18 protein-coding genes and 1 riboswitch are annotated in these 24,211 nt (G+C 48.5%); of the genes, 8 read left to right on the top strand and 10 right to left on the bottom strand.

Translation table 11 applies throughout. The features are described from left to right. Positions 1-97: 97 nt before the first annotated feature. Complete coding sequence (locus AC1S5B_RS01220) at positions 98-793, bottom strand: adenine nucleotide alpha hydrolase family protein (protein WP_482033902.1); 696 nt, start codon at positions 791-793, stop codon at positions 98-100. Between the two features lie 152 nt (positions 794-945). Beyond that, positions 946-1,090: riboswitch (cyclic di-AMP (ydaO/yuaA leader) on the bottom strand. Positions 1,091-1,407: 317 nt separating this feature from the next. Between AC1S5B_RS01220 and AC1S5B_RS01225 the strand changes: the two genes are divergently transcribed. Continuing rightward, positions 1,408-4,086 carry a DEAD/DEAH box helicase gene (locus tag AC1S5B_RS01225; protein WP_482033903.1) on the top strand — a complete coding sequence of 893 codons (2,679 nt, stop codon included), beginning with the start codon at positions 1,408-1,410 and terminating at the stop codon, positions 4,084-4,086. A 7-nt stretch (positions 4,087-4,093) separates the two neighbouring features. On the opposite strand, the gene AC1S5B_RS01230 is transcribed toward AC1S5B_RS01225, so the two are convergent. After that, on the bottom strand, positions 4,094-4,315 hold the full coding sequence (locus tag AC1S5B_RS01230; protein ID WP_482033904.1) for a helix-turn-helix domain-containing protein: 222 nt from the start codon (positions 4,313-4,315) through the stop codon (positions 4,094-4,096). A 246-nt stretch (positions 4,316-4,561) separates the two neighbouring features. On the opposite strand from AC1S5B_RS01230, the gene AC1S5B_RS01235 reads away from it, so the two are divergent. After that, on the top strand, positions 4,562-6,817 hold the full coding sequence (locus AC1S5B_RS01235) for a PAS domain-containing protein (RefSeq protein ID WP_482033905.1): 2,256 nt from the start codon (positions 4,562-4,564) through the stop codon (positions 6,815-6,817). 110 nt (positions 6,818-6,927) lie between these two features. Here the strand turns inward: AC1S5B_RS01235 and AC1S5B_RS01240 are convergent, their stop codons facing one another. From AC1S5B_RS01240 to AC1S5B_RS01265, 6 genes are all read right to left on the bottom strand, one after another. Continuing rightward, complete coding sequence (locus AC1S5B_RS01240) at positions 6,928-8,373, bottom strand: DUF4335 domain-containing protein (protein WP_482033906.1); 1,446 nt, start codon at positions 8,371-8,373, stop codon at positions 6,928-6,930. Further along, complete coding sequence (locus tag AC1S5B_RS01245) at positions 8,370-8,978, bottom strand: DUF3038 domain-containing protein (protein ID WP_482033907.1); 609 nt, start codon at positions 8,976-8,978, stop codon at positions 8,370-8,372. Before AC1S5B_RS01245 ends, AC1S5B_RS01240 begins: the two co-directional genes overlap by 4 nt. A gap of 168 nt (positions 8,979-9,146) precedes the next feature. After that, on the bottom strand, positions 9,147-11,510 hold the full coding sequence (locus AC1S5B_RS01250) for a GAF domain-containing protein (protein WP_482033908.1): 2,364 nt from the start codon (positions 11,508-11,510) through the stop codon (positions 9,147-9,149). A gap of 275 nt (positions 11,511-11,785) precedes the next feature. Further along, the gene (locus AC1S5B_RS01255; RefSeq protein ID WP_482033909.1) at positions 11,786-12,949 is read right to left on the bottom strand and encodes a CO2 hydration protein; all 1,164 of its coding nucleotides are present in this window, start codon (positions 12,947-12,949) and stop codon (positions 11,786-11,788) included. 39 nt (positions 12,950-12,988) lie between these two features. Continuing rightward, positions 12,989-14,587: an NADH-quinone oxidoreductase subunit M gene (locus AC1S5B_RS01260; RefSeq protein WP_482033910.1), complete on the bottom strand. Its 1,599-nt coding sequence runs from the start codon at positions 14,585-14,587 to the stop codon at positions 12,989-12,991. 178 nt (positions 14,588-14,765) lie between these two features. Continuing rightward, the gene (locus AC1S5B_RS01265; protein ID WP_482033911.1) at positions 14,766-16,601 is read right to left on the bottom strand and encodes an NAD(P)H-quinone oxidoreductase subunit F; all 1,836 of its coding nucleotides are present in this window, start codon (positions 16,599-16,601) and stop codon (positions 14,766-14,768) included. Positions 16,602-17,244: 643 nt separating this feature from the next. On the opposite strand from AC1S5B_RS01265, the gene AC1S5B_RS01270 reads away from it, so the two are divergent. The 6 genes from AC1S5B_RS01270 to ccmO all read left to right on the top strand — a co-directional run bounded on the left by AC1S5B_RS01270 (position 17,245) and on the right by ccmO (position 22,371). Continuing rightward, positions 17,245-17,553: a carbon dioxide-concentrating mechanism protein CcmK gene (locus AC1S5B_RS01270; protein WP_482033912.1), complete on the top strand. Its 309-nt coding sequence runs from the start codon at positions 17,245-17,247 to the stop codon at positions 17,551-17,553. A 104-nt stretch (positions 17,554-17,657) separates the two neighbouring features. Beyond that, positions 17,658-17,999, top strand: a complete 342-nt coding sequence (locus AC1S5B_RS01275) for a carbon dioxide-concentrating mechanism protein CcmK (RefSeq protein ID WP_171574167.1) — start codon at positions 17,658-17,660, stop codon at positions 17,997-17,999. Between the two features lie 6 nt (positions 18,000-18,005). Further along, complete coding sequence (gene ccmL / locus AC1S5B_RS01280; RefSeq protein WP_482033913.1) at positions 18,006-18,308, top strand: beta-carboxysome shell vertex protein CcmL; 303 nt, start codon at positions 18,006-18,008, stop codon at positions 18,306-18,308. A 143-nt stretch (positions 18,309-18,451) separates the two neighbouring features. Beyond that, positions 18,452-20,542 (top strand): beta-carboxysome scaffolding protein CcmM, encoded by a 2,091-nt coding sequence (ccmM, locus tag AC1S5B_RS01285; protein ID WP_482033914.1) that lies wholly within the window; start codon positions 18,452-18,454, stop codon positions 20,540-20,542. Between the two features lie 134 nt (positions 20,543-20,676). Further along, positions 20,677-21,306, top strand: coding sequence for a beta-carboxysome scaffolding protein CcmN (ccmN, locus tag AC1S5B_RS01290; protein ID WP_482033915.1), 630 nt, complete (start codon positions 20,677-20,679; stop codon positions 21,304-21,306). 93 nt (positions 21,307-21,399) lie between these two features. Beyond that, on the top strand, positions 21,400-22,371 hold the full coding sequence (ccmO, locus tag AC1S5B_RS01295; protein ID WP_482033916.1) for a beta-carboxysome assembly protein CcmO: 972 nt from the start codon (positions 21,400-21,402) through the stop codon (positions 22,369-22,371). Between the two features lie 47 nt (positions 22,372-22,418). On the opposite strand, the gene AC1S5B_RS01300 is transcribed toward ccmO, so the two are convergent. Further along, positions 22,419-23,249, bottom strand: coding sequence for an ABC transporter permease (locus AC1S5B_RS01300; RefSeq protein ID WP_482033917.1), 831 nt, complete (start codon positions 23,247-23,249; stop codon positions 22,419-22,421). Next, positions 23,246-24,181 carry an ABC transporter permease gene (locus AC1S5B_RS01305; RefSeq protein ID WP_482033918.1) on the bottom strand — a complete coding sequence of 312 codons (936 nt, stop codon included), beginning with the start codon at positions 24,179-24,181 and terminating at the stop codon, positions 23,246-23,248. The genes AC1S5B_RS01300 and AC1S5B_RS01305 overlap by 4 nt, the downstream gene beginning before the upstream one ends. Positions 24,182-24,211 lie beyond the last annotated feature (30 nt).

Below are 24,211 nucleotides of genomic sequence, written 5' to 3' on the forward strand. Positions count from 1 at the left end.
CTCAAAACACTATCCTCCCTAGCTTAGAGAAGCCAATATATTTACAGGTGTTTAGTAAAGGAGCTTTACATTCTCAGGCGATCACTCAGGCGATCGCCTAAGGAAAAGATGGAATTCCTAACACTGGGCAAGGAAAGTCATGGACAAACTGCTGCACTAACGGGTGATTGGCAAACTGGCATCCTAAAACTAAAACAGTTGCAGACTCTGCTTGAACAACTTGACGAAGCTCGTCTGCCAAATTGCCAAACCGCAGATGGGTTTTAAGAGAACCCCGCCACTCGTTGGCTAGATGACGCGCTTGCCACAAAATATGATCTGCCTGTTCAAATTGATGCATTTGCCAATCAAAAGCACTGCAACTATCATCCTGAGCCAAGGGCAATTCAGCCACCAAGCTAGTACTCGCTTTATGGATAGCCTGAGCCTGAATAGATTCACCACACTTGCGAATCGGCAATGAATACGCCGGATCTTTTGTCAGATCGGGGCGATCAAGGAGATCTAAATAGCCGGTGCGATCGCTCCCCTCCAAGCTTCGATCCACCACATAAATGACCTGAACCATTACCGACTTTTGGGTTGCTAAGCGTGTTTGATGAGCAATCCATAAAGTCAAATCTAGCGCCGTCTGGCTATTTGGAGAGGCATTGTAGCCAACTAAAAGATTAATTTCATTAGGATTTGACAACGCAGCGTTATTTCCCTGGTTGGAAACTAGCACCATTCGCTTTGCCATTTCAGAACAGCCCAGTGCGTTTTCAAGACGCACCAACATTGGAAGAATTTCCACAGTATTTATCCCCTCTTAGACATTGGTTTACGAGAGGTGGGTCAAAGCGATAAACATGTTTAGACTCTGTGCTAGATGGCTATCCAGCATTAGAGGTCAACTACATATCTATCAGGAGGCACCAATAACCACGACTAGAAAGCCTCAGCATTGGGCGCTCCTTCCATTGCCGACGGAGTTAGCTGACGGGCTAAGACTGGAAGGTGTCTCTCTTACGAGCTTACAAGTCGCAAGATTCGCCCCAAAGAAACCGGTTCCTCCGCTCTGATACGTGCGTCAGTTTAGCTTAATTAAAAGCTATTACACTGCACCTCAGATTAGGCTACCCACTAAATTGACAGGTGAAGCTGATAGGTGAAGTTGATAAAGACGCTGATGTTGGGTAACGTTTATGAACTATTCCCCAGTTTATGGGAACTCATTGCACAAAACTGCCACCTTCAAAACAATCAGCCTTATGATGGATCGAATCTAGCCTAACAAATACCCTCCGCTAATATAGCCTGCTGATTTTAAAACAGCTATGTTTCTTCGGGATGGTTACAGCGACTATAGAATATGCACAACACCCGATTCGACGATAGATTTCTTGTACGTAATTGGATTTTTTGGGCGTGACTTCCCTTACAACTTCAGGACTTGACTTAAACCAATTGTTTCCGTTTAATCTAGATGATTTCCAGATTCAGGCGATCGCCGCACTAGAGTCAGGCAAATCGGTGGTCGTGTGTGCGCCTACGGGTTCTGGCAAAACGTTGGTTGGAGAATATGCGATTCATCGAGCGATCGCACGTGGACGGCGGGTTTTCTACACCACACCCCTCAAAGCCTTATCCAACCAAAAGCTGCGAGATTTTCGTGAAATGTTTGGGTTTGACCAAGTGGGGCTGCTCACGGGGGATATCTCCATCAACCGCGATGCCCCCGTATTGGTGATGACCACCGAAATCTTTCGCAATATGCTTTACGGCACGCCGATTGGAGAAGTGGGCACCTCGCTCACGGGCGTAGAAGCCGTAGTGCTAGATGAATGCCATTACATGAACGATCGCCAGCGAGGCACCGTTTGGGAAGAATCCATCATCTATTGCCCACCAGAAATTCAACTCGTTGCTCTTTCCGCCACGGTTGCCAATAGCGATCAATTGACGGATTGGATTCATCAAGTGCATGGACCCACCGAGTTGATCTATTCTGATTTTCGCCCCGTGCCCCTCAGCTTTCACTTTTGTAATCCCAAGGGGTTGTTTCCCCTGCTCGACGTTAGTCAAAAGCGGATTCATCCCCGGCTCAAACCTAAGGGCGGCAAAATGGCGGGTCGGATGGGGGGCAGTCAGCGATCGCCCAAACAAGACAGCCCCTCCTTGGCATATTTGGTCAGCCAGTTACAACAGCGGGATATGCTACCCGCGATTTATTTCATCTTCAGTCGGCGGAACTGCGACCAGGCAATTGATCAAGTGCGTCACTTATCCTTGGTCAACCGTGATGAAGCCGCGCGGCTGAAGCAGCAAATCGATGATTTCTTGGAACGCAACCCCGAAGCCGGACGAGCCGGACAGGTGGAGCCGCTGTATCACGGGATTGCCGCCCACCATGCGGGCATATTACCTGCCTGGAAAGGATTGGTAGAAGAACTATTTCAGCAGGGGTTAATTAAGGTCGTGTTTGCCACGGAAACTCTGGCAGCGGGAATTAATATGCCAGCCCGAACAACGGTGATTTCTAGCCTTTCCAAGCGGACGGATTTGGGACATCGCTTGCTGAACGCGTCTGAGTTTTTGCAGATGGCAGGACGCGCCGGACGACGCGGCATGGATGTGCAAGGCTATGTGGTGACGGCGCAAACGCAATTTGAAGGCGCACGGGAAGCTGCCTATCTAGCCACAGCGGCAGCCGATCCCTTGGTGAGTCAGTTCACTCCCAGCTATGGCATGGTGCTAAACCTGCTGCAAACTCACAGTTTGGAAGAAACCCAGGAATTAATCGAGCGCAGTTTTGGACAATACCTCTCGACGCTATACCTCCGTCCTCAACAGGAGGCGATCGCACAACTGGATGCGGAGCTTGCCCAGATTAACGCTCAAATTGAAGAGGTGGATTGGAACCTGTTAGGGCAATACGAAAAACTGCAAGAGCGGTTGAAGGAAGAGCGTCGCTTATTGAAGATCTTGCAGCAGCAGGCAAATGAGGTGCGATCAACCGATATGGGCATGGCGCTTTCCTTCGCCGTCGCCGGAACGATTATTAGCCTAAAAAGTTCGCAAAATGGCAGTCCTCACCAACTCGCTGCCGTTCTAGTGATGAAGATTGCGGGATCAGGGCAGTTTCCTTATCTGGTTTGCCTTGGCAAAGACAATCGCTGGTATATCGCCACGGTGGGTGATGTGGCAGAGTTGCGTGGCGAGATTCCTCGAATGACTGAGGTGGATGACCTGACTCCGCCGTCTGATATGCCGCCCAAACCCGGACAAACTCGTAAAGGTGATGAAAAAACTGGGGCGATCGCTCAAAAAATCCCCCCAGCCCCCGCTCTGGCAGATCATGCCCCGGAAGTGCATACCCAACAACAACGGATGCAGGGCGTAGAAGCTGAAATGCAGGCGCATCCCGTGCATCAATGGGGCAATCGCGCCACCATTCAAAAGCGCCAAAAACGCATGATTTCTATTCGCGACGAATTGAGCGATCGCCGCAACAAACTCAATCATCAAGCCCATCGCTATTGGGAAGCCTTCCTCGACCTGATCGACATCCTGCGCGATTTCGGCTGTCTAGATGACCTGATTCCCACGCCTCTAGGTCAATCCACCGCTGCTATTCGCGGCGACAACGAGCTTTGGCTAGGCTTAGCCCTAACCTCTGGCGAACTAGGGTCATTGGCTCCCCATCACCTCGCTGCCGCCTGCGCCGCCCTCATCACCGAGGTTTCTCGCCCAGATATGTGGACTCACTATAAAACTCCGGGTGAGGTAGAAGAAGCCCTAAATGGACTCCGCACTACTCGTCAGCGCTTATTTCAGCGCCAGCGGCGGCTTCAGGTGGTGCTGCCTGTGTGGCTAGAGTATGAATTTGTCGGCATTGTGGAACAGTGGGCGCTAGGCATTGAGTGGACTGAGATTTGCGCCAACACGAGCTTGGATGAAGGCGACGTGGTAAGAATTCTGCGCCGCACATTGGATTTTCTCTCCCAAATCCCCCATGTGCCCCACTTGCCCAACGAGCTAAAACGAAACGCCGTCAGAGCCATTCAACTGATCGATCGTTTTCCCGTCAGTGGCGCAATCGAATAAAGGAGAGTTATCCAGCATCAGCAATGACCTGTCCAATTTCTTGGGGGGTCGCACCGATCGCTAGCATTGCTCGGATCAACAATTCAATAGAAACTGAAGCATCGCCATTTTCTGCATTCGCAATCCGGGGTTGGCTAGAATGCATTTTTTCTGCCAACTCAGCCTGGGTCATCGTTTTTTGCCTGCGTTCTTTCAGATGGCGGCTAAGCGATAACTTGATCTCAATCAAAGCAGTTTCTTCTGAAGTTAGCTCTAAGAAATCGGAAACGGTGCCAACCTTTCAACCCTTCGCTTCTAAATGCTCTTTCTGAATCTGATCCATCGCTAGCCCTCCACTCTTTGTCATATTAATCTGATAAATATTTTTCTCTTACAAATCACTATCCAATGTGTCTAGTATTAATGCATAAGGGCGGTATCATGCAGGGCATACTGAAAACGCCGACTAGCGATCGCGGAGTTTTGTACAGCAGATATGAAGCAAGCGGCATATCAGGATATTAATCCAGTATCTTCACCGTCCCACTTACAAGCTTTCTTTAACTGTTCTAGCGATGTCATCATCGAGTATGACCCAGCGCTTAGATGTTTAGCGGTTAACCCAGCCGGAGTCTTGGTGTTGCAAATTTTGCCGCAGGACTTTATTGGTAAAACTAGCCAGGAATTTATTAATCATCAGCTAGACCCTTTACCGCATTTGTCGTTCTTTCAAGCCCTATCAGCTTGCCTCGAACAAGTGCTACAAACGGGAGCGCCGATGCAGTCTCTTCACGAAATTACTGGAGAGCAAGAAACTCGTTTCTATGAATTTTCTTATACCCCGATTCAATCTGCCACGGGCATTGTTGCGATCGTCAGCGTAGGACGGGAGGTCACCGCTTCTCAGCTACGACAAAAGCAGATTGACCAGGTATTACGCAGGGCACAAACCCGACTGTTGTCGTTAATCCGAACGATCAATTCCTGCAACCTTGCCCATGAATCGCTACGGCAGCGAGAGGCAGTGCTGCAAACCGTTTTGGATAATATGCCTCAATACATTTTTTGGAAGGATGCGGAGTCGATTTATCAAGGGTGTAATCGGCAGTGGGCAGATTTGGTAGGCATTGCCAACGCCGATGAAATTGTGGGTAAAACCGACTACTCTTTTGCCTGGAGCCGAGAGGAGGCTGATAGCTACCGAGCATTTGATCAAACCGTCATAGGCAGCGGAGTGCCCCAACTGCGTGTATTGACTTCTCGGCTGCATGTCAATGGAGAGCAAATTTGGTTCAATGGCAACAAAATTCCCATTCAGGGACGTGATGGTAAGGTGATGGGAATTCTTTGTATGTTTGAAAATATCAGCGATCGCCAACGAGCAGACGAACTGAATAAAAGCGCTGAACTTCTGCAACTGGTACTCGACAATATTCCCCAAGCATTATTTTGGAAAGATAGAGAGTTAGTATATCTTGGTTGCAATCGCAACTGGGGCAAGGCGGCTGGTCTTGAAAACCCACTAGAAGTCGTGGGCAAAACTGATTACGACCTAATTTGGAAAGAGGAAGCCGAACTGTATCGCGAACAAGATCGTCAGGTGATGGAAACGGATACGCCCGTTTTGCACCTGATTGAACATCGTCATAATGCCGATGAACAGGAAGCCTGGATTGATGTAAATAAGCTGCCAATTCATGATGCTGATGGCAATGTGATTGGTATTCTGGGCACGATCGAAGATATTACTGAACGGAAACTGGCTGAAATTGCCTTACAGAAGTCGGAAGCTCAACTACGACAGCAAACCGAACAATTAGCCCAAACTCTGCGCGACCTGAAAAAGGCGCAGGCGCAGCTTGTGCAAACCGAAAAAATGTCGAGCTTAGGGCAATTGGTGGCGGGAGTTGCCCATGAAATCAATAATCCAGTTAATTTTATCTATGGCAACGTCAATCATGCCCACGACTATACTCAAGATTTATTGGGTTTGATCGAGCTTTATCAGCACCATTACCCGACCCCAGTACTCGCTGTGCAGCAAGAAATTGACGCGATCGACCTAGATTTCTTGCTGGAAGATTTGCCTAAGAGCTTGTCTTCGATGAAATTGGGGGCTGAGCGCATTCAAACGATTGTTTTGGCGCTCCGCAATTTCTCTCGCATGGACGAGGCAGCGGTAAAAGTGGTGGATATTCACGAGGGAATTGACAGCACGCTGATGATTTTGCACAGCCGTCTCAAGACTAAATCCAACATTCCTGATATTACAGTCATTAAAGAATATGGAAACCTGCCGAATGTGGAATGCTATGCAGGGCAACTTAACCAGGTGTTTATGAACATTTTGGCGAACGCGATCGATGCTTTGGAAGAGGGATCAGGGGTTAGAGATCGGGGGGCAGACAACAATCGACCTGCGACGATTCGCATCCGCACGGAAGTCACTGAGCATCAGCACGTGCGAATTTGCATTGCCGATAATGGGGTGGGTATGACAAAGGAAATCCAAAATCGCCTGTTTGATCCATTTTTTACCACCAAGGTTGTAGGCAAAGGAACCGGACTAGGACTTTCCATTAGCTATCAGATTGTTGTAGACCTGCATAAAGGACGCTTGCAGTGTTCTTCGGAACCAGGACAAGGCTGTGAGTTTTTGATTGAGGTGCCCATCAATCAAATGATGCCAGAAGACACTAAGTCCAGCATTGTTGAGGCTTTTTGTGCCGAGCCAACCCAGGATATTACGTGATCAGTAGGGGGAAATTAATTGCTGCTAGGACGCGATCGCCCTCAGCCCGCAATAGTTCACTTCATTTGAACCGAAGCTGTATCTGACACCTGACACCTGACTGAATATCTCTAGTTCTGCCAGCCACGCCAAGGATTAATTTCTACTGCCCCTTCTGGGGGCGTAAACACCACCTTGTAAAGAGCAAGAGGTTCTTGCACGGGTGCAGGTTTACCATCGGTGATTAATTTGCCTAGCTTGCTCAGTGGGGTTTCTTGGGCATAGCGAGCCGCCGCATCATTTTCGGCGCTGTAGTCCACCACGGTGCCATCTTCTTTAACCCGCACTTTATAAATGAGATCCTCACTAAAATTGGGAGCCGTTGTCCAGCCTTGATTAATTTGGCTCCGTAGTTTGGGCAAAATTGCTTCTAATTTGGCGGATTCTGTGATTTCGGTAATGCCTGTAATGGGCGAGGTCATCGTCTGTTTCCAGGGTGTGACTTCCAAATTACCGCTGGGGGTAAAAACTACTTTGAAGCGGGCGAGTGGATCGGTCGCGGGGCGATCGCCCTGACGAGCCACCAAACCCAGCAAGGGCGTTTTCGCAGCATTGTCTAAAGCGGCAGAATTTATTGGCTTATAGCCCAAGATTTCACCATCCTTACCCACGCCAACCTGGTAAGTTAGGTCTTGAGAAATGGCAGGTTTGGGAGTCCCCTGCTGCTCAATTTTTCCACGAAGTTGATCGCCTAGCTGCTCTAAAGTGGCACTATCTGTAATTTCAGGAGCCGCTACTAACGCTGCTTCCAGCTTTTGCAGATCGGCGGCAGGGCTAGGGCTAGGGCTTGAACTGACCGCGCTGGCGCTAGGCGATGGAGTCGGTTGGGGTGTGGAAGGAGTTGGAGATCCGGAAGGCGCGGGAGTGAGGGAGTTTGCAGCCTCGCCCGATCGCACGGGGTATAAATCTTTTGGCGGTTCTACTTTAGGGAAAGGCAGCAGCGAAAAGGCAAAAGCCGCCGCCGCTAAACTTGCCAGCCCGATCGCCCCTGGCACAACTTGCTTCGTGACGGGTTCAGTTTTGGCAATTTCTTTACGCGATAGGGGCTTTAAATTAAGCGATAAATCGGGCAGAGTTTGCGTATCTGCCAAAAGTTGATCGATCGCTTCCACCAGATCAAACAATTCGACGGTGCTGAGATCAATTTGGGTTGGATTAGGAGCGGTGATGTTCGTGCTGCTATCTAATACCATGGGCGATCGCAGACTAAGGCGATGGGTATTGTCATTCACCCGCTCAAGCTGCACTATTCCGATAGCCGCCTGCTTAGGCAGTCTCGTGGCGTGTAATCCACTCAAAAACTCTTGCGCGTATTGACTCACCACCGCGACTAAACTGTCTAAAAACTCCCGCCCCCCAGTTAAGGGCTTTTCCAATCGTGCCAACCGACATTCCGCATTGATCAAAATCGACAGTAACGGACGAAATTCAGTTGAATTTAGCAAAAAACTGTCGCTAAAGCCTTCTAGCATCAAGCTACAGTTAGGCAAGCTATACAAACGCTGAATCGTTGTCATGCTACTTCTCCATCAAACAAGCTGAACCAAAATCGCTGAATTCCATAGGTGCCCGTGCAGAATAAAAGCTGAGACAGGAGACTGAGGGCAAGCTGATTTAGCTTTTCATCCGAGTAATTATCTGCTACAGCAGCGCGACGGGGGTTCATTCGCGATCGAAAATGGGCGCGAAATCGCTCTAGATAGTCATTCAGGCGAAAGTGATGTTCCATAGACAACTGCTTTTCGGTCAGTTGATCATAGGCAATTAATAATTGTCGAATCAGCACCGTTAATTGTCTTGCAAGAGAACAGCCGACAATCACTAGCGCTTTGGCTTCCGTTAAGGTCAAGTCTCGGCGTTGATTATGACGGCGCAGCGGATTGGTGTTCCGTAAGCGCCAAAGAGCTACCCGATCCTTAATAATTTCGTCCAGTTCTAGCTCTTTTGAAGTCTGCAAAATGGCTTCTGAGCCATCAAGTTCTAAAGCTTCGATCGCCAATAGCAATAGATCAATTTCTATACGGGCACGCCGAGGACAGGTTTGATCGGGAATTGGGGGATCGGGCAAACTACCCAAGATGACGGGGGGGGAAGACTGGACGAGTGGACTATTCAACTGCATCACGCTCACAAAAGACGGTGTTTCTGACTATCTGACACAAACTCAAGTTCAAACGAACATAACAAGGCACTCAGTCGCATTCTATCGAAATCGGTGCATTTCAGGATAATCCTATTCTTGCGGTTGACAACACGATCATTCAGGGTTGCTTAGGGAAGTTGGATCAAACTAGTCTGGGGTTTGGTGCAACGGTAAGTCAAGCACAAAGCGGGTCAGGCGATCGCAACTGCTGGCTTGAATACTTCCTCCTAGTGGCTCCACCAGTTTTTTAACCAGTGCCAACCCTAGCCCAGTTCCGCCATGTTTCCACGGATCATTGTTTGGAATCCGATAAAACTTATCAAAAATATGGGTGAGTTGCTCTGGCGAAATTTCTACCCCAGAATTGCTGATTTGAAAACTCCAGCGTGGTTTAGTAGACGCGATCGCGCTCTGCGCTCTGTAGCCATTTGCCATAGTCTTTGGCAGTATTCTCCCATTGTTTCCGGACATCACACTCGTTTCCTGAAATACCTCTTGGCTCAAAGCGATTGCTTCTGGCTGAATTAGCTGAACCGATAAGGTGATTGTCTCACCAGTCGGCGTGTATTTACAGGCGTTACTGAGCAATTCACTCAGAATCCGCTCCAATCGGGAAGGATCGGTGATGAAAGGGGGCAAGCTAGGGGGCACATCTAGCTGAAAGAGTTGGTTTTGGCTATGGGCGCGTTCTAAAAAGGGTTGCGCTAGCCTGAGTATCCAGGTAGCAAGGTCTATTGTTTGCCAGGTAGGGCTATCCGCCCCAGTTTCTAGCCGAGAGAGATCGAGCAAGTCATTAATCAAGCTAATCTCTCGCTGACATTCATTTTTTAAGATTTGAAAATATCGAACCAAGGAACTGGAGGGGTTATCGAGCAAATGTTGGCTTTCCAAGTTGATTTCTAACATTTGAGTTGCCAGTTTAATGTTAGAGATTGGCGTTCGCAGTTCGTGGGATACGGTACTCAAAAAATCATCTTTGAGCAGATTTAAGGTTTCTAACGCTTCAACTTGAGCCTGCGCTTTTTGGTAGAGTCTTGCCTGCCGAATGGCGATCGCGCATTGATTCGCGACCTGCTGCACCAGGCGAATATCTTGGTCATTGAAGGCGCGATGTTTTTGACTCACCAGCCACAAATCTCCTAGGACTCCTTGATCATCCAAAATAGGGCAGGCAAGCATGGCAACATGCCCTCGGAGCGGGTTGGGCACCAAAGAGCAAAACTGAAAATAATAGCCCTGAAGCAATTGGCGATATCCTTCAGGAAAATTATCCATAATCACCGTTCGCCCTTGTAAAGGCACGATTGAATCGGTGTATTCATAGGAAACTTTGGACGTGCGGTTTTCTAGGTCATAGATTGCGGCATTACAGCCCGTTACCCCAATGCCGATCGCCAATTCCCGTACAGCGGTTTGCAAAATTTGGTCTTCATCCAAATTGTCCCGCACGCGATCAGTGATTCGCTTTAAGGTGGCTTCAAATTCTGAGGCAAGCTGTAATTCTGCCGTGCGAATTTGCACCTGACGTTCTAGCTCTGCATTGGTGCGCTGCACCTGCTGATAAATTTCTGATTGTTCAATCGATCTGCCGACCTGAGAGGTTAATTGCTTCAAAGAGTCAATTTCAAAGGCTGTCCAGGAGCGCGGGGCACAGCAGTGATGGATTACCAGTAGCCCCCACAGTTGATCTTGGTGCAAAATGGGCAGGGTTAAAATAGCCCTCACCTGAAGGGTTTCTAAAAAGGTGAAATAGCAGGGTGTCAGGTTGGCGGTGTGAATATCCGAGATCGCCTTAATTTGCCCTTGCTGATAAAAGCGCTTGGAATTAACAAAACAGGGATCTTCAAAGGTTTTACCGAGCAGAGTTTCCCAGCCTACAGCAATGGATTCGCTTAAAACCATGCCGCTCCAGTTGGGGCGAAACCGAAATACTCCGACGCGATCAGTTTGCAAAAATTCACGAATGCCGTTTACATACAGGCTAAAGATTTCCTTCAACTCAAGCGATTCGCGAATTTGATTGGCAATTTGGGTCAGTCGATGAGTTTGTTCTGCTTGCTGCTGCCGACTTGTTTCTGCCTGTTTTTGATCTGAGATGTCTTCAATCACATACAGAACACAGAGCAACTGGTTTTCGTCAGGCTGGTTTTCTACAAGCTGATCACCTTCAACCAGAGGCACTCGCACGATTTTTAGAGTTTTCTGTTTTTCAGCAGGGTATTCAATGGTTTCTTCAACCGTTGTTTGAATTCCTTGCTGCAATACGATGCGATCGCACACTTCCATGCGATCGGCTAAGGTCTGTGGTAAAAAACTATGTAGGGTTGTGCCATGCACCTGTTCCGCAGCGATGCCAAACAGTAACTCTGCCTGTTTATTCCAGAACGTGATCACGCCATTCTGTGCCTTAACAAAAACAGCGACAGGAAAATGCTGATATAGGCGTTGCGCTAAATCGTGAGAAGCAGCGTGAGGTTTAGTCACAGATGGCAATAGTGGCGGTTCAACCAAGACAGATGATTCTCCAATATGGGGGGCGAGGCAAACTACTATTCAACCGCTGATTTGCTGAAACCTTGGAACTTATAGTTTGGCAGCCGATTCCCCTAGTATTGACCATATAAAGATAGTTTGTATCTACCAGTTCGAGAAGGTTTAAACGAAAAGATCGTTTAAACCTGCTTTTTCTTTCTGATGGATGGTCATTTTTTAAAGCTAACCATTTGCGATCTTTTATGCCACCTCTAAACAGTTATTTGACTGCCAACTTTCGAGTGAGATGTCCCCTAAATCGTTGAGGCTCTAGATGTCGAGGCTTGTAACGTGGGCAGCCGCGAGTCTACTAACCGATCCAACCAGGCTTCTAGATAAACTTGATTGGTTTGCTGCTGATCCAGGTCGGTTGTATCGATTGGATAAGGCATTAATCCCAATATGGCAGCAGTCATCACACAAAACATAGATTTCTGAAAGCTGACGCAAATCAGCACCCGCAGGTTTTCTTCGCCTCTAGGCGATCGCTGGTAAATTGTGTGTAGATAATCTGGCAAATAATGGCGCATATCCTGCATTAGCAGCGTCGGAGGAATGCCCGCCCCGCCGACTGGCAAGGGATCGGCATATAGAGCCCCGTAGTTAAAACGACCGGGATCGGGAGAAATCTGGCGAGCTTGGGCGTTATAGGAGATGGTGCCCATGAAGGGAAACGAGCGAAAAAACACCGCTTCGATGTAGGGGACGGCGGTGTCCATTAAAAAGGTGATTTCGGCAGATTTAGGAATAATGTCGTAGTTTTGGTCGCCAATTTTGACGGCGTAGGTGATGGGCTGATTGGCGGCTTCTACCAAGGCTGCCAAAATGTGGGCGACGATATCGGGAATGGTCTTAATGTCTCCTTGATCATAGCGATCGGACAAGCTGAGAAACATGGCGCTCATCACGTTCCAAAACTGCCCTAAAGCGCTGTAATAGGCTGATTGTCGAATTTGTTCTGGCAAAAATTCAGGGAACGTATTAGAAAGCCCCTGCATCAAAAAGTTACCTTTCAGTTTTGCCGCGATCGCCTGCTGTGCCAGTTCGTTAAACTCAGGTGTATCTAAGTACGCGTCTAGCTTGCCGCCCCCGTGATACATCATGGATTTCATGCAGTATTCGGCAAATTCGTAGTTAATGCGATCGTGTCCCCAATGCTTTAAAAGCTTATTGAGCGACAAGTCACCATTAAAGTATTTGAAAAAAGGAAAAAGCTCCAAAAACTGATGTTCTGAAATGTAGATGAGATTTTTCCAATAGGCATCTAAAACAATGCCATAGCTTTTGAGAATGCCAACGACCTCAATCACATTTTCTGGCGAATCGGGCAGTAACGCTCCTCCCGCTTGCATCTGATGAATAATCTCGATGAGGGGATGGCTAGACGTGGATGGTTTGGGGGCGATCGTCCTGTTCATAGTGAGGAAGTTGAAAAATCAGTAGTTAAAATAGGTGCCTTAGGGAGAATTTGCGGCAGAGGTCGATTGAACAATCGGCAGTAAAATTGCAGGCTGCTTGGGCAGTGGGGGGATTTGTGGAGCAATTGCGATTGCGGATGGGGGTGCCAGTAGTGCCGTCGTCGTCTCGCTCCAATACCCTAGCCAATTGGGCTGCAAGCCGAGGACTACGATTAAAAGCGCTAGAGCAAAGGCAGGTAAGCGTTCCGACCAAGCAACTCTGGGTAAATTAGCAAACTGTTCAGGTAAGCGTCCAAAAAAGGTGCGATTTACCAGCAGCAAAAAATAGACGGCTGTTAGCCCAGTACCAATCATAGAAATGAGAGTTTGCACCGGGAAGACCGGAAAACTGCCTCGGAAGATCAAAAACTCAGAAATAAACCCCGTCATGCCCGGAATTCCGGCACTTGCCATGACTCCTATCACCATGAGCGAACCAACGATGGGCATTCCCCGCTCAGGATTGAGCAATCCGCACAGAACGGTAATATCACGGGTGCCTGTCTTTTTATAAACCACTCCCACTAACAGAAACAGCATGGCAGAAATCAGCCCATGGCTCACCATTTGGAACACCGTACCCAAAATGCTCAAGGGGGTAGCAGCGGCTCCAGCGAGCAACACATAGCCCATGTGCGCGAGGGAACTGTAAGCAACCATCTTTTTCATATCAATCTGGGCGATCGCGGCAAACGCACCATACAGCACACTCACCACTGCCCAAGTTGCTAACCAAGGCGATAGCACCGTCCAGGCTTCAGGCAGTAATCCCAGTCCAAACCGCAATAGCCCGTAGGTGCCCAGTTTAAGTAGCACCCCTGCCAACAGCACCGAAATTGGGGTAGACGCTTCCACATGGGCATCGGGCAACCAAGTGTGAAAGGGGAAAAGCGGAATTTTGATGCCAAAACCCACCAGCAGCAGCCCCAGTAATAAACATTGGGTGATTAAGGGCAGTGATTCAGTATGAATATCCGCATAATCAAACGTGGATGACTGGCTCAGCCAAACGATTCCTAAAAATGCCGCCAGAATAAGAATGCCCGAAACAGCCGTATAGATTAAAAATTTGGTTGCCGCATAGCTCCGTTGAGCGCCACCCCAAATTGCAATCAGGAAGTATAGCGGAATTAACTCCAACTCATAAAACAGGAAAAATAATAGTAAGTTCTCTGATAAAAAGGCTCCAGCCACACCCGTGTTGAGCAACAGTACCAAAATGTAATACAAGCGAGGACGCTGAATTGATTTTTCTGTACTGTAAATGGCAATCCAGGTCAACAACCCGTTTAAGACGACTAACGGCAGGGATAAGCCATCCAGTCCTAGCTGATAATTGAGTCCTAGCGGCTCAAGCCAAGGAATCTGTTCTTGAAACTGAGACGGGAGGCTGCTCGAATCAAACTGGAGTGCCAAAGAGATCGATAGCACAAAGGTGATTGCGGCTGTAATCAGGGCAATGAGTCGCTCAGCGTTAGAGAGCAGCGATTCCCATAGGGATTGTTTCACGAATCGTGCGGTTGTTGACTCATCAGTTTGCGGCAACAGTCCAATTAAGACGGCTCCAAGTACGGGAATCCAAACTAGGGCACTGAGCATATCAAAAGAGAATAAAGAATAAATGAACTAGTTAGGGCAAACAATCAGTAAAGGAGTGAAAGAGTAAAACCGTGAAGGAGTCCCTAATCCTGTAATGCTTTCCCTCTAGCCAAAGTTGATAGGCTTTTACAGAGTAAAGTTTGGATGCCCGGGGGTTTGGGTTGCGTTGTTTTCAAACTTACCAGAGACGATAAGTGAGTAAAACTCCTAACACACTCACTCCAGTGAGAATTGTGAATAGATAAAGCTGCGATTGTCCAGAAGCGCTATATTTCAAGCTTTCACCGCTGAAAATTGAAGCGATGCCAATGAAATTAACGAAGCCATCTACTACGACGCGATCGCACCATGCGCTCAGCCGCGACACCATAGCTACAAATCCAACCACTGTCACGCGATAAAGCTGATCCACATAAAAGTCATACGCCAATAAGTCTTGAATCAACTTAAACGGCATTTGAACCGGACGAGACCAGACGCGAGTAAAAGGAACGAAACACCCAGCAAGAAAACCACCCAAACCCGATAGCATTAGCAAAAGAACCGCCCTATGGTTCAAATATGCCCAATCGGGAACCAGCGAGAGCCGCTGTAGCATGGCGGGAACTAATAGGGTCATGATAGTTAGCGATACCATGGGGACTGCCATTGTCCAAGGCACTTCTGGAGCGCGGCGAGTTTTGACCTGAGGATCACCCAAAAAGACAAGTCGAAAAACACGGGTCAAGTTAAAAGTGGTTAAGGCATTGACTACCAGCACCACAACCACCAACCAAGGGTTGTCATACCAAAATGCATTCACTCCTTCTCGCAGTGCCCAGAAACCGCCTAATGGAAACAGCCCAACCAAGCCAGCACTGCCGACTAAAAATGCTGTGGTTGTTGCTGGCATTCGTGACCATAATCCACCCATTTCGGTTACATCTTGAGTCACAGTAGTAGTGATGATGGAGCCAATGCTCATAAATATTAAGGCTTTTGCGATCGCGTGAGTAAATAGAATTAGCAGGGCAACATCACTCCACTGCATGCCAATGGCAATAAACACCAGCCCTAGATAAGCACTGGTGGAGTGGGCAAGGGCACGCTTGATATCAATTTGGGCGATCGCCACCAAAGAAGCGCCGATCGCGGTCATGGTTCCAATGACCACAAGCGCAATCGATGACACTGGAGACAAAATTAAAATCGGTTGGAGTTTAATTAAGACGTAAGCTCCGCAAGAGACCACCACCGAATTTCGCAGAATAGACGCTGGGTTAGGTCCTTCCATCGCTTCATCTAGCCACCCATGGAGCGGAAACTGCGCGCACTTTCCGGTTGGTCCTGCAATCAGCGCCAAGCCTAACAACGTGGCAACAGTGGGGGGCAACAATGCTGTTTCAGACCATTCGTATAAATCCACAAAGTTTAGCGATCCCGCAAAGGTTGCCAGCGTCACCACTCCCATGAGCAACAACACATCCCCCACCCGCTTGGTCAAGAACGCATCTCGTGCGGCGGTCACCACTAAAGGCTGAGCGTACCAAAACCCCACCAATAGATAAGTAGACAGGGTGAGGGTTTCCAGTAAGGCATAGGTCAAAAACAGGGAGTCACTGAGCGCTAAACCCGTCATGGCAGCTTCAAAAAAGCCCATTAAGGCGAAGAAGCGGGCGATCGCCCAGTCTTTCTCCATATATCCTAAGGAAAAAATCTGAGCTAAAAGGCTGAGTGTACCCACCAGTTCGGCAGCACCCAAACTCACCGAAGAGATATCGATCGCGAAGGTAAGCTCAAGATCGGCAGCATGGAACCAATGAAACTGAATGAGTTGCGGATCAACCTGTAGACTCGTCCGAAATGCGATCGTGCCATGCACTAACGCCGCCAATGTCATCAGAATATTAAAATATGCAGCTGGGCGAGGACCTGTTCGACGAACGTATCCGATTGACCAAGGCAGCGTCAACACCGCTCCTATCAATCCATAGATTGGAAGACACCAGCTTGTTTGCAGTAGAAACTCGCCCATCCAGACAGCCTTCTATTAAGTACTTTATGGTAATGACTACAGCGACACAGACAACTGAACGCACCCTATCAGAGCTAAAAATCAGTTAATCTGCGTCTTAGCAAATCTTAATTAATATTTAAGCTATCTTGCTTGCAATTCCCTCACCATATCAATGTTTGTCTAGGAAAAACAATCTTAGCGAACTGCTAACTTATTTGCATAAATGTAACTTATGTCTACGTAATGTTTTCTTGAACATTGTTTAGAAAAAGTCTAGGCTGACTCAAGAGCTACTGGTTACAAAAATTGATGGGCGATCGCGCTGATATCATCCCTTGTTAAGCCCTTAAAGCATTGATAGACGTAAATTTCAGCATTTTAAATCCATTTTTTAGAGATATAAAAGATAGGGCACAAAATGTGAGAAGATCCATGTCAGAGCTGAAATAGTGGCAAAAATTACAATTCCACTAATTTGATAAGCTTCTCTGATGTCCAAGATTTGCAACTATCATTGGTCTTTATATTGCATAAGTGTCGGTTCCGCCTCTATGCTTGTTATGCCTAGTGAAAAACTCGACAAGCCTTGGAATCGTGGGATCTCCGTCAAAATTTTCACTCTTGTTCACAATGATTAGTTTCACTTATCAGGAGACTAGGGATGCCGATTGCAGTTGGAATGTTAGAAACCCGGGGTTTCCCGGCAGTTGTTGAAGCCGCAGATGCCATGGTGAAAGCCGCTCGCGTCACATTAGTAGGGTATGAGAAGATCGGCAGTGGTCGCGTTACCGTGATTATTCGAGGTGACGTGTCCGAAGTTCAGGCTTCGATAGCCGCTGGTGTTGAAAACGTCAAGCGAGTCAATGGAGGTGAAGTTCTTTCCACTCACATCATTGCCCGCCCTCACGAAAACCTGGAATATGTTCTACCGATTCGCTACACCGAAGCCGTAGATCAATTTCGCAGCTAATGCTTAAACAGTGCAACTCCGTTTTCGGGCGGTAGAAGTAGGTTCAAGTTTTGTTTGGTCATATCACACATTGCTTAAAGTTTATTTGGAAGGGAATTTATACAATGGCAATCGCAGTTGGAATGGTTGAAACCCTAGGTTTCCCAGCAGTAGTCGAAGCCGCAGACGCAATGGTAAAAGCGGCTCGCGTTACCCTGGTCGGCTACGAAAAAATTGGCAGTGGTCGCGTGACGGTCATTGTCCGGGGTGATGTCTCTGAAGTGCAAGCTTCTGTGGCAGCAGGTATTGAAAACGTCAAGCGGGTTAACGGTGGACAGGTTCTTTCCACTCACATCATTGCTCGCCCTCATGAAAACCTGGAATATGTTCTGCCCATTCGTTACACCGAAGCCGTAGAGCCATTCCGTGAGAGCGTCAGCGGTATTCGTCCTCTTAACCGTCCGTAACGTCGAATGCAGATTGCCAGAGTTCTTGGCACGGTTACCAGCACGCAAAAAGAACCCACTCTCAGGGGTATTAAGTTCCTCGTCCTTCAATTCATTGACGATGATGGGGAACCGCTTCCTGGGTATGAGGTTGCAGCGGATAACGTCGGTGCTGGTATTGATGAATGGGTGTTAGTGAGTCATGGTAGTGCCGCTCGTCAAGTCTCAGGAAGTGAACAGCGTCCTGTTGATGCAGCAGTGATTGCCATTATTGATACAGTTAGCCTTGAAAATCGGCTTCTCTACAGCAAGCGAGATCAAGATCGCTAGCGTAAACGAAGCGTCTTCATCTAAGGCGTTTATGGTTAGAGCTTGGTTTTCCAAACTCAAATTCTGTTCTACGCTTCGCTTTAGGCATTGGCACAGGCTGTAACGCCAACTCACTACGGTTTCAGTTTGGAGAGTTTGATTCTATGGTAGCCCGTGGTTATGCGGATGCTCCGACATCTCGTGCAAACCTAGTCAATGATTTGGTTGATGAAACAGCTCATATCCATTCATTCTCTAATGTCATGGGGGATGTTCGGGTGGGTGCCAATGTTGTAATTGCGCCGGGTGTTTCTATCCGAGCAGACAAGGGGAATTCGTTCCGAATTGGTACAGGATCTAAAGTTCAAGATGGTGTGGTAATTCATGGGCTAGAGCAAGCTCGTGTGGTTGGGGATGATGGCAATTCCTATTCTGTTTGGATTGGGCAAAACGCATCTATTGCTCATATGGCATTGGTTCATGGACCTGCTTATATCGGAGATGGATGTTTTGTTGGGTTTCGCTCAACAATATTTAATGCTCGAATTGGACGCGGCTGTATTGTGATGATGCACGCTTTGGTTCAAGATGTGGAAATTCCACCGGGGAAGTTTGTGCCTTCGGGGGCAATTATTACTAGCCAGCAACAAGCAGATCAGCTACCAAATGTACGGGAATCTGATAAACAGTTCGTGGTTCAGGTGATGGGTGTTAATGATGCGCTGCGATCGGGCTATCACTCTGCCGAAAGTGTTGCCCCTGTAACATCATTTCAAGAAAGGCAACAGTCTACCGCAACTAAGGCAAGTGAGGGCGGTGAATCTCACAGCCGTCTTACAAAGGGAGGAAGTATGGATACAGAGGTCATGGGTCAGGTGCGTCAACTGTTGGCGCAGGGATATCGGATCGGAACAGAACACGCGGATAAGCGACAGTTCCAAACGGGTTCTTGGAAAAGTTGTGCGCCTATCCAGACAACGCGTGAATCCGAAGTTGTGGCGGGCTTACAAGCTTGTCTTTCAGAACACACAGGGCAATATGTGCGCCTAATTGGGATCGATCCACAGGCGAAAAAGCGGGTAGTAGAAACGATTATTCAGCGTCCTCAGGATCAGCCTGGTCAACCCTCAACTAGTTCTAGTCGTGGCAGTTCTGACTATTCTGCCAAGAGTTATGCGATTCCTAAAGCAGCCCCTAATGTTGGGACTCATAATGGGCAGTCTCCGTCTGGCAAGTTGGCAGCAGAGGTGGTTGCTCAAGTGCGAAACCTGTTGATGCAGGGCGCACGAATTGGGATGGAACATGCCGATACACGGCGATTCCAGACTAGTTCGTGGACAAGTTGTTCCCCCATTCAATCAACGCGAGAAAGCGATGTGCTGGCGGGTTTGGAAGCTTGTATTCGTGAGCATTCTGGCGAATATGTGCGGTTGATTGGGATTGATCCACAGGCAAAGCGGCGGTTGGCTGAGATGATTATCCAGCGTCCCGATGGGAAAACGTCTCAGGGTGCTAATCAAAGTACGGGTTCGGCTCAAAGCTCTGCTCATGCGGCTAGCAATCCGTCTTCCTATGCAACTTCTTCTAGTAGTATGGGTTCTGATTTGTCGAAGCAGGTTGGGCAATTGATTGCTCAGGGCTATCACATTGGAGTGGAGTATGCGGATGAGCGGCGCTACAAGACCAGTTCTTGGCAAAATGCACCGATGATCCAAGCGCGACGTGAAGCGGATGCGATCGCGGAGATTGAATCATTCATCAGTGCCCATAACCGTGATTATGTTCGGCTGGTTGGGATCGATCCCAAAGTGAAAAAGCGAATGGTGGAAATGATTGTGCATCGTCCTAACGGCAAGACTGGCACAACACCGGCGGCGGCTCCCAATCGATCAGCTTCTAGCCACAGTAGTCACGCTCATAATAATCACGCTCATAATAATCAAGCCCAGAGTCATCGTTCGAGCAATGGCGCTCAAAAAGATGGGGCGATCGCTGAACAAGTGCGTCATTTATTAGCTCAAGGCTTTAAGATTAGCACTGAATATGCGGATGAGCGGCGCTACAAAACCAGTTCTTGGCAAGGTGGAACTGCCATGCAGGGAACTCGTGAGGCGGATGTAATGACGGCGCTAGATGGGTTTATGAACCAACATGCGGGTGAATATGTCCGGTTGATTGGCACTGATCCCAAAGCAAAGCGTCGAGTAGTTGAAAAGGTGATTCAACAGCCCGGTAAGCAACCAGCCAGTCGCTAGTGATGAATCTGAGAGTCTTGCGGGGTTGGTTGTGGGTTTCGTTCGCGTAGCATCTCCGTAGGAGATATTTTTGAGTTTTGAGTTAAAAGATGAATTGATTTAACTCAAAACTTCAGACTCCATCAAGGGGGATTATGTCTTTGCTATCTTTGCAACTGCGACCCATCAGCATATCGCACTACTACATTAGTGGCGATGTGACGATTCAGGAAGGAGTTGCGATCGCTCCCGGTGTTCTAATTCAGGCAGATCCTGATAGTTGTGTGATCATTAAAACCGGAGCTTGTATTGGCATCGGTGCGATTCTTCATGCGTCCAAGGGCATCTTGGAGATTGGAGAAGGTGCAAACATTGGAGCGGAAGCGTTGCTTGTTGGGCAGGTTTCGATTGGCAGAAATGCCTGTATTGGGGCTGCTTCAACGATTCTGAATAGCTCAGTTGCATCGGGCATCTTGATTCCCTCCGGTTCAGTGATAGGCGATTTAAGCCGTCCGCCTGATGAGTTGCAGGTGACCGAAACCGTATTTTATCCGCCTGCCGAATCAGTGCCCCCAGCGAAAACGCCACCCCCAAAGCCAGACTTTGCCCAAGCCCCAGAGTCCACGCTGGTCAATAATTCCGATCCTTCAGCCCAAAGCCTAAACGTATATGGGCAAGTGTATGTCAACCAGCTTCTAGTGAAGATGTTTCCCCATCACCAACTCAATCAGCCCCCCCCTTCATCCACTCAGCTATCCAATGCGGATGATCCTTGGGAAGATTAAGCGGTTAACGGTTGGGTGAAAGACGCTATTTCAACGCTTCTCTTGGTTAATTGCAGTTAGGATAAGAGTACCGATGGATACCCGCTTTCACGCATGAGCAACCGACAAGATTTCACCGATACCGCGTTGGGTTTGGTTTCTGCCCAGAGCTTTCCTGCAATTGTTGGAATTGCCGATCACATGCTGAAGTCCTCTGGGGTGACGCTCGTGGGCTATGAAAAGATTGGCAGTGGTCACTGTACGGCGATCGTGCGAGGCTCCGTTGCGGATGTGCGCCTAGCGGTGCAGGAAGGCGCTGAACGAGCGCAGCAATTTGGGCAAAAACTTTCGACCCTTGTGGTGCCGCGCCCCATGCCTAACCTAGAAGTGGTGCTGCCGATTGGGAATCGACTCGCGCAGATCGCCACAGGTCGCGGACATAGCAAGTTGAGCAATCAAGCCGTGGGCTTGCTAGAAACACGCGGCTTCCCGGCTATGGTCGGGGCAGCAGATGCCATGATGAAATCGGCAGATGTGGTGCTTGCGGCTTACGAAACAATTGGCGCAGGATTATGTACGGCGATTATTCGAGGGTCAGTAGCAAATGTAGCCATGGCGCTGGATGCTGGCATGATCGAGGCTGAGCGTATTGGTGAACTGCACGCCGTCATGCTCGTTCCCCGACCGCTGGAAGATCTCGACCAAACCCTACCGCTGGCAAGCTGCTGGATTGAGGAAGTTCAACCCCTACGGATTCCGCTAACGGTAAAAGAAACGGAAAAGGAGCTGGTGGCACTGCCCGAACTGGTGCAAGATGCTCAGCCCTTAGCTATACCACTGGAGCAGAAACGGTTAGAACCGATTCAAACTGCTCCAGAGTTTAACCCGATCGCCGCTGAACCGAGGGAAGTTGAGCCTAAGGAGGTGGAAGTTTTGCAGGATATAGCCGCCCCCGATCCGCTGCTGACCCTGGAAGTGGATGCTCCAACCCTCGACGTTAGCGCGGCTTCAGAGGTTGATGCAGCTTCATCTGCAATCGCCAAAGTGCGCCCTAAACATCATCGCCACCGTTTCCGTCACAAGTAAGCGCCAGAATAAATGCCAGAGCAAGGCATTCTACTCGGACTCATGCTTCACTTCAACCGCCTTTGTTCACTTTGGTAGCGGAAGTATTCAGCAATCACGAAGAGAAAGCCAGATGCGCTAATGAGGATGACGCTAAGGGCATTAATATCGGGTTTAACTCCTGTGCGAATGCGGCTAAAAATCTCCATAGGCAGAGTGTTTGCACCGCCGCCTGCGGTAAAACTGGCTATTAGAAAATCATCCAGGCTGAGGACAAAGGCAAGTAGGCAACCAGAGACGATCGCCGGGGTGAGTTCGGGCAGCAATACTTGAATAAAGGCTTGAAAAGGGGTTGCGCCTAAATCTAGCGCAGCTTCTTCCAAATGGGGATCAATGTTGGTGAGCCGGGTAGAGACAACGAGCGCAACATAAGAGATGCAAAACACCACATGAGCAGCCACGATCGTACCCAGGCTAAGTTGGATTAAGCCACCGCTCCAAGGAATGGCAACTGCTGCCAGGAAAACCAAAGTGGAAACGGCGATCGCAATGTCAGGAATGATCAGCGGTAAATAAGCAACGCCTTGATAGAGGTCTTTACCCGGAAAGCGATAGCGCGACAAACCGACTACCATCAGGGTGCCCACCACCGCCGCGATCGCCACCGCACACAGCGCCACAATTAAGCTGGTACGCAGCGCCGCAATAATTCGCTCATCGCCAAAAAACTTTTGATACCACGTTAGCGTAAAGCCAGTCCAGCCAGCACTATAGGGCGATTCATTAAAACTATAAAATGTCAGCACCAAAATCGGCAAATACATAAAGCCAAACATCAGCAGGGTGAAAAGTGCCTGCCAAGGGAGTGAAAACCGAGGGGTGTTTTTGGAGGTAATCATAAATTTGCACTACTCCGATCGCCATATTTCAGCAGCAACCCAATCGAAATACTCACCGCAAAAATGATAATCATGCTCAGGGCTGATCCAAATCCCCAGTTTTGGCTGGCTCCTAAAAATTGGTTATAAATTAAACGAGCTAGTGTCATACTAGACGCGCCTCCCAATAATTCTGGGTCTATAAAATCGCCAATGCTGGTAATGAAAACCAACAGCGATGCGGCAGCAATTCCCGGCAATACTTGAGGAATGGTCACTTTCCAAAACGCTTGTATGGGAGTGGCTCCTAGGTCAGCGGCAGCTTCCAACAACCGTCTATCCAGCTTTTCCAGGGAAGCATAAAGAATCAGCACCATGTAGGGAAGCAAGCTGTAAGTCATGCCAATGTAGACCGCCGGGGGGCGATTGAGCAGGTTCAAAGCCGGTAGCCCAATTGCCGTGAGGATACTGTTTAAAACTCCTGTTGGGCGCAAAATCGTAATCCAAGCATAGGAGCGCAGCAGGGAAGAAGTCCACAGGGGTAAGACAAACCCGACCAGCAGAAGGTTTCGCCAGTTTTTTGGCGCTTTGATGGCGATGAAATAAGCCACGGGAAAGCCCAATAGCAGACACATGAGCGTGGTTCCGATCGCAAATGATAGCGATCGCCAAATCACCTTTAGATAGACAAATGATGTCACAGCGGGTTCAGTAGCGGTAGCTGGTTTAATTTCTACCGCTTGAAAAATTTTCAGATAATTATCTAACCCCGAAGGATTGACCACTTCTCCAGGGCGGATTCCTGGCACCAAACTTAACTGAAAAATTAACAGGGTTGGAATGACGAGTAACAACCCTAGCCAAATTCCAGCGGGAGCCAGCAACGCGATCGGTTCTAGCCACTGGGGCATAGATTTGGAACTGGTTTCTGACGTGGCGGGGGGGGAAGTCATGGGAGTTGCGAGTTACGAATGGCAAAGTGG

Source organism: Leptolyngbya sp. CALU 1928 (genome assembly GCF_056784215.1).

What these genes read in the sequence shown, in the direction of transcription:
- AC1S5B_RS01235 (WP_482033905.1), top strand. Translation starts at nt 4,562, where the DNA reads ATGAAGCAAGCGGCATATCAGGATATTAATCCAGTATCTTCACCGTCC.
- AC1S5B_RS01240 (WP_482033906.1), bottom strand. Translation starts at nt 8,373, where the DNA reads ATGACAACGATTCAGCGTTTGTATAGCTTGCCTAACTGTAGCTTGATG.
- AC1S5B_RS01245 (WP_482033907.1), bottom strand. Translation starts at nt 8,978, where the DNA reads ATGCAGTTGAATAGTCCACTCGTCCAGTCTTCCCCCCCCGTCATCTTG.
- AC1S5B_RS01255 (WP_482033909.1), bottom strand. Translation starts at nt 12,949, where the DNA reads ATGAACAGGACGATCGCCCCCAAACCATCCACGTCTAGCCATCCCCTC.
- AC1S5B_RS01260 (WP_482033910.1), bottom strand. Translation starts at nt 14,587, where the DNA reads ATGCTCAGTGCCCTAGTTTGGATTCCCGTACTTGGAGCCGTCTTAATT.
- AC1S5B_RS01265 (WP_482033911.1), bottom strand. Translation starts at nt 16,601, where the DNA reads ATGGGCGAGTTTCTACTGCAAACAAGCTGGTGTCTTCCAATCTATGGA.
- AC1S5B_RS01270 (WP_482033912.1), top strand. Translation starts at nt 17,245, where the DNA reads ATGCCGATTGCAGTTGGAATGTTAGAAACCCGGGGTTTCCCGGCAGTT.
- AC1S5B_RS01275 (WP_171574167.1), top strand. Translation starts at nt 17,658, where the DNA reads ATGGCAATCGCAGTTGGAATGGTTGAAACCCTAGGTTTCCCAGCAGTA.
- ccmL (WP_482033913.1), top strand. Translation starts at nt 18,006, where the DNA reads ATGCAGATTGCCAGAGTTCTTGGCACGGTTACCAGCACGCAAAAAGAA.
- ccmM (WP_482033914.1), top strand. Translation starts at nt 18,452, where the DNA reads ATGGTAGCCCGTGGTTATGCGGATGCTCCGACATCTCGTGCAAACCTA.
- ccmN (WP_482033915.1), top strand. Translation starts at nt 20,677, where the DNA reads ATGTCTTTGCTATCTTTGCAACTGCGACCCATCAGCATATCGCACTAC.
- ccmO (WP_482033916.1), top strand. Translation starts at nt 21,400, where the DNA reads ATGAGCAACCGACAAGATTTCACCGATACCGCGTTGGGTTTGGTTTCT.
- AC1S5B_RS01300 (WP_482033917.1), bottom strand. Translation starts at nt 23,249, where the DNA reads ATGATTACCTCCAAAAACACCCCTCGGTTTTCACTCCCTTGGCAGGCA.
- AC1S5B_RS01305 (WP_482033918.1), bottom strand. Translation starts at nt 24,181, where the DNA reads ATGACTTCCCCCCCCGCCACGTCAGAAACCAGTTCCAAATCTATGCCC.